This window comes from Bacteroidota bacterium, from assembly GCA_018831055.1.
In the GTDB taxonomy this organism is placed as follows: domain Bacteria; phylum Bacteroidota; class Bacteroidia; order Bacteroidales; family B18-G4; genus M55B132.
Genome location: JAHJRE010000124.1, coordinates 1 through 6,064, shown reverse-complemented (window position 1 = coordinate 6,064; position 6,064 = coordinate 1). Strand labels below are relative to the sequence as shown.

The 6,064-nt window shown below is 39.1% G+C and carries 5 protein-coding genes; all 5 read left to right on the top strand.

The window, feature by feature from the left end:
- Positions 1-291: 291 nt before the first annotated feature.
- The 5 genes from KKA81_07775 (at position 292) to KKA81_07755 (ending at position 6,049) form a co-directional block, all read left to right on the top strand.
- Positions 292-1,494 carry an ATP-binding protein gene (locus tag KKA81_07775; GenBank protein ID MBU2650818.1) on the top strand — a complete coding sequence of 401 codons (1,203 nt, stop codon included), beginning with the start codon at positions 292-294 and terminating at the stop codon, positions 1,492-1,494.
- Between the two features lie 362 nt (positions 1,495-1,856).
- Positions 1,857-2,024, top strand: coding sequence for a hypothetical protein (locus KKA81_07770; protein ID MBU2650817.1), 168 nt, complete (start codon positions 1,857-1,859; stop codon positions 2,022-2,024).
- Between the two features lie 1,093 nt (positions 2,025-3,117).
- The gene (locus tag KKA81_07765; GenBank protein ID MBU2650816.1) at positions 3,118-4,359 is read left to right on the top strand and encodes a GHKL domain-containing protein; all 1,242 of its coding nucleotides are present in this window, start codon (positions 3,118-3,120) and stop codon (positions 4,357-4,359) included.
- Between the two features lie 56 nt (positions 4,360-4,415).
- A complete protein-coding gene (locus tag KKA81_07760; GenBank protein ID MBU2650815.1) occupies positions 4,416-5,456 on the top strand; it encodes a response regulator in 1,041 nt (346 codons plus the stop codon).
- Between the two features lie 155 nt (positions 5,457-5,611).
- Positions 5,612-6,049: a hypothetical protein gene (locus KKA81_07755; protein MBU2650814.1), complete on the top strand. Its 438-nt coding sequence runs from the start codon at positions 5,612-5,614 to the stop codon at positions 6,047-6,049.
- Positions 6,050-6,064 lie beyond the last annotated feature (15 nt).

Here is a 6,064-nt window from a genome sequence, read left to right as displayed (position 1 = left end):
CAAACAAACATCTCTGTCAATCAAGCTGTAAAGCAAATCAACAAAATGTATGAGGTTATTTTCCAATACGCAAACGGCAAAAATCAAAAGGTTTTACTAAAAAACAACCCAACCCAAGAACAAATAATGAATATAATTAACAGCCAATTTTGAAAATGGGTGTCCTATCCGGAAAACAGGAAAAAGCAATAGCAATATTTTATTGAGAAACTTCAGTTAATATTCGTTAACTTTTACGGAAATTTTACGTATATGTAAAACAATGATTATATTTGTAATTATTTTACACATATGATAAACTATATAAAACGTGACGGTTATATTGAAAAAATCAGACCTTTTATTGGGACGGATTTGATTAAAGTACTTACCGGGCAAAGAAGGGTTGGAAAAAGTTATTTGCTTTTGCAAATAATGGATGAAATAAAAGTTCTTGAAAAAGAGCCCAATATGATCTTCATAAATATGGAGCTTCATGATTATTCCGGTATTAAAGATTCTACCGACCTGAACTCCTTTGTAAATTCCAGATTATCAAAAAATTCGAAGAATTTCGTTTTTATTGATGAGATCCAGGATATTCAGAATTTTGAAAAATCATTAAGGCATTTTCAAGCTTCCGGGACCGTAGAGGTTTTTTGTACAGGAAGTAATGCCAGTTTGCTCTCAGGTGAATTAGCCACCTTACTTAGTGGCAGATATATTGAATTTCACATTTCCGGATTATCATATAAAGAGTTCCTGCGATTTCAGGCCACTGATGATAATAAAGAATCATTTAACAGATATATCAGATTTGGAAGCTTGCCATATCTTAAAAATCTACCAAACGACGAATCCGTAATTTATGAATATTTAAAGAGTGTTTATAATACTGTACTTTACAAAGATATTGTCAGCAGGTTTAATATAAGGAATACAGCATTGCTCGAAAATTTACTCAGGTTTTTGATGGACAATATCGGAAGCATATTTTCTGCAAAGAAAATCAGTGATTATTTAAAGAGTCAAAGGATCAGTCTTTCCCCCAAAGTTATTATTGAATACATAAAACATTTTGAAGATGCATTCTTGCTTTATGGTGTGAAACGGTTTGGTATAAGTGGGAAAAAAGTATTCGAGGTAGGAGAGAAATACTATTTTGAGGATTTAGGTATTCGACATGCTATTGGAGGATACAAGATAGCTGATATGGGAAAAATCATGGAGAATCTGGTGTTTAAACATTTGCAACGCAATAATTATCAAATTTTTGTTGGAACTCTTGGTAATAACGAAATAGATTTTGTTGGAAGGAAAGGAAATGATGTATTATACATTCAGGTAAGTTACAGGATAGATGATCCAAAAACTCATGATCGTGAATTTGGCAATTTGTTAAAAATCAATGATAATTTTAAAAAAATCGTGGTAAGCATGGATGATTATATTGAAGGCTCATTTAAAGGGATTGAACATATTCATATACAGAAATTTCTTTTAATGGATGTATAAAGGATTCATTGTTTCGGGAACCAACCGTGATCCTTCATATTTCTTATGTTTCTGATAAATTGCCAAATAAAGAATCACAAGTCTGCAAGCAAAGAACCATAGTAATTCCTTATTTATGCTTGTTTCACAAGAAGTCAATAATTCTTTAATTAACATATCATTAACAACTTTATAATCAGCAATCTTCTACCTTTGACGCTTGTCAAATCAAATGCCCTTGTTCTTTTGAAGAAAACCTTACTGGCAGCTTTGAATTTTCTGTATGCATGCTGTACTGCATGAAACTATTTACATGGCCTTCCGTGCCGTTGCTGAAAGAATAAATCAATGTCAGTCTCAAATGATTGCGCTATCCGCTCTCAATGACCGGATTGGTATGCCTGAGATTTAAGGGCACAGGTCCGGAACTGAGCATGAGTTATGGTATCATCACCAAAGGACGTGGAGGCACTCTGAATGTTGATTCCCTTCCCGGAAATGGAAGCTCATTCATTATTCATTTACAGTTAACGAAAAATGATTCTATCTGACAAAATAAAATGGCTGCTTGTGTTGTCCCTGATTTTAATAACAGGAATGACTGCTTTTTCAATGAAATCAGACACAGCCCAAATCAGGCAGTTGAATGAAAGGGCAACTGAATATTATTTTAAGGGTTTTCTTGATAGTTCACGGATACTGGCCGTTGACGCTAACAAAATGGCAAACAAAATATTGGCTGCTGAGGAAAAAGGCCTTGGCAAAGATTACATAAATCGTGTGAAGAAGTTAAAAGCCCAGGCAATGAATCCCCTGGCTTTGTCAATTGAAAGTGCCGAACCGCAAGCTGCCCTTGACACACTGCATGTTGCTGTAAATTTGATGCTTGAAACCGGCGATATTGTTGAGCAGGCAAACCTGCTTTCTTCTATGGGTAACATTTACGATTTTAAGGGACAGAGCGAACTTGCACTTCAATACCATAACCAAAGTGCGGCATTGTTCAGTAAAGCAAACAATCGTTCAGGACTGGCCATGGAAATGACCAATATCGGCATTACGCACCGGAATTTGGGCAACTACGGTGATGCTATGGAAAGCCTGCTTGAATCACTGGCCATTTACCAGGAATTAAACGATAGCATCGATGTTGTTGAAACCTTGCTTGCTATTGGATTTGTTTATATGTATGTAGAGCGCTGGGATGACGCCCTGGATGTTCAGCAGCAGGCACTGGAGATTTACCGGGGCATGAACGATTCGCTTGGGATTGCCCGGATATATAACGATATGGGTGTAGTCAACATGTCGACAGGGAACCATCAGAAAGCCCTGGAGCAACATCAGGCCGCTTTAAAAATCCGGCTGAACTCCAATGAATACTATTACACCTTTGCATCGTATTATTACATCGGGAATATTTATGGAACCCTTGAAAACTATGAGCTTGCACTTGACAGTTATCAATCCGGACTTGAGTTTGCCATGCGAACCGGAAACCTCCTTGCCATAGTTGATGCTCATGTTACAAGCGGTAATGCATTGTTCGAACTTGGTAGATATGATGCGGCCATGGAGCATTTTATGAAAGCACTGGAGATAAGCAATGAGATGGAAAATCGAACCGGCCGGGCTTTGGCCTCAATGAAAATTGCCGAAATATATAAATTGCGCAATCAGCCTTATAAAGCATTACAATGGCTTCAGACAGCCGAAAAGGCTGTCCCGAACTCCTCGTTTATTTTTCTTGAAGAGATATATTTTGGAATCGCAAAAACTTATGAACTGCTTGGCGATTACCGGAATGCATTTATAAACATGGAGCTTTACGGCAAGGTGAAAGATTCGGTGACCAGTGCTGAAAACCTCGAAAAAGTTACCATGCTCGCAAACCGGATGGAGTTTGAAAACCGGCAGGCTTTGCAACGCGAGAGCCAGGAGAAAATGATCAGTCTGAAACAGGCTGAAATTGACAGGCAAAAGATACTGCGGAATTTTTTTCTGTTTGGGATGTTTGTAATCCTGGTGATGGCAGTTATCTTTTACACCAGGATTGTCGAAAAAAACAAATTAAATAAAAAACTAAACAAAGCATTTTCCGATCTGAAAGCTACGCAGGCCCAGCTGATCCACGCCGAAAAATTGGCCTCCTTGGGTGAGTTAACCGCCGGTGTGGCTCATGAAATTCAAAATCCATTGAATTTTGTAAATAATTTTTCGGAGGTCAATTCGGAAATGATCACAGAGCTTAAAGAAGAATTGGAGGCCGGTAACCTGAAGGAAGTGAAGGCCATTGCCGATATTATTGCCACAAACGAGGGAAAAATCAAACATCATGGTAAGCGTGCCGATGCTATTGTACGCGGAATGTTACAGCACAGCAGAAGCAATGTTGATGGAAAAGTGGCTACAAACCTTAACAGCCTTGCTGATGAATATCTGCGCCTTTCGTTCCATGGAATGCGCGCCAAAGACAAAACCTTTCAATCAGATTTTATTACAGACTTTGACGAAGGTCTACCGGTAATGAATGTAATTCCCCAGGATATCGGAAGGGTATTCCTGAATCTCATCAACAATGCCTTTTATGCAGTAAATAAGAAAAGGCAAACTGCCGCCCCGGATTTTAAACCGCAGGTAAAAATAAAAACTAAAAGGTTGAATAATCAGGTTGAAATCAGGATTATAGACAATGGCGATGGCATTCCTGAAAATATTTCAGGAAAAATCTTTCAACCCTTTTTTACCACCAAGCCAACCGGTGAAGGAACGGGATTGGGCCTCAGCCTGAGTTACGATATTATCACAAAGGGCCATGACGGGGAGTTGAAAGTACACTCCACCGAAGGAAAAGGAACAGAGTTTATAATAACGTTACCAGAATAAGTAATATTAAAATTCGGATAACTGAAGACAAAAAAGGGAAATAAAACCAAATAATAATGGCAAAAATATTAGTAGTTGATGATGAGCCGGATCTTGAGGTACTCATCAAACAAAAGTTCAGAAAAAAGATCAGGGAGAAGCAATACGAATTCCTGTTCGCCATGCATGGCAAACAAGCTCTGGAGATACTGAGTGAAAACCAGGATGTGGATGTGGTTCTCAGTGATATCAATATGCCTGTGATGGATGGGCTTACCCTCCTGGCCGAGCTCAACAAAACCCATCAGTTGTTGAGATCGGTCATTGTTTCTGCCTATGGTGATATGGAGAATATCCGTATGGCCATGAACCGCGGCGCCTTTGATTTTATAACCAAACCGGTTGATTTTACAGACCTCGATCTAACCATTGAGAAAACACTCAGATATGTAGAGCAGATCAGAGGCACTATGAAAGCCATCAAAGAAAACGACATCCTGAAAATGTACGTTGATGAGAACGTGCTGAACTTTATGAATACCAATGAGTTTGAAACATCTATTTTATCGAATGAAACTGTGGAAGCGTCCGTAGTCTTTATCGATATCTGTGGATTCACCTCCATTAGCGAGAATGAGCCTCCCGACACGGTGGTGAAACTCCTGAACAACTACTTCGACATCATGGTGAAGGAGATCATCAATCAGAAAGGCTATATCGACAAATTCATCGGTGACGCCATCATGGCGGTATTCCGGGGCGACCATCACCTTGACCGCGCCATTGAAGCCAGCCTGGCGGTACGAAACGAGATTGCCAAACAGCCTGTCATTGCCGAGCAGGTAAAATTCAAACCCAATGTATCCATAGGCATCAATTGCGGAGAACTGATATCGGGAAACATCGGCTCCGAAAGCCTTAAAAGGCTTGATTATACCGTTATAGGAGATGTTGTCAATACCGCCTCCCGGCTTGAATCGGCCGCCGGCCCCGGGCAGATCGTGATCAGCGAGGAGTCGTATTTCAAGGTTAAAGATTGCTTCAAATGCGAAAAATTGGGAGAGATAACCATGAAGAATAAATCCGGACCAATGATGGTTTACGCTGTGGTGGAGTAATGGTTTGTTAAAAAAGTTGTATTAATCTATAAATCAAATACATAATTCAGACCAATATTTCGCAGACCACAACCAAATATATTCGAACTCCTGATATATAATTGGAAAACCATTGTGAAGTTTTTATTTTTGTAGTTATATCAAAAAAATTGAAGATGGGAGGACATATGACTGACAAAAAATCAAAACCTTTATGTATTTATTTTCTTATTGTATTGATGATCTTTCAGGGATTAAGCGGCCTTGGAGGTGGAATTGGTTTAATCATTGATCCATCAGGAGAAACGCTGCACATACCATTGAACTGGCTGCAAGGCTCTCCCTTTTCCGACTTCCTGATTCCGGGGATCATTCTTTTGTTGGTTCTTGGGTTGTTCCCACTTGCAGTATCCTATGCCTTGATCAGGAAACTTAGCTGGAGCTGGATGGCTTCATTGGTTGTTGGTATTGCTTTGATTATATGGATAGTGGTGGAAATCTTAATAATCGGTTACCAGCCAAAACCACCCCTGCAATTGATTTACGGGTTGGCCGGGATCTTTATGGTTATCTTGGTTTTATTGCCGGGGGTTAGGAGGTATTATACATCCTGAAACAAACTTTGTAAT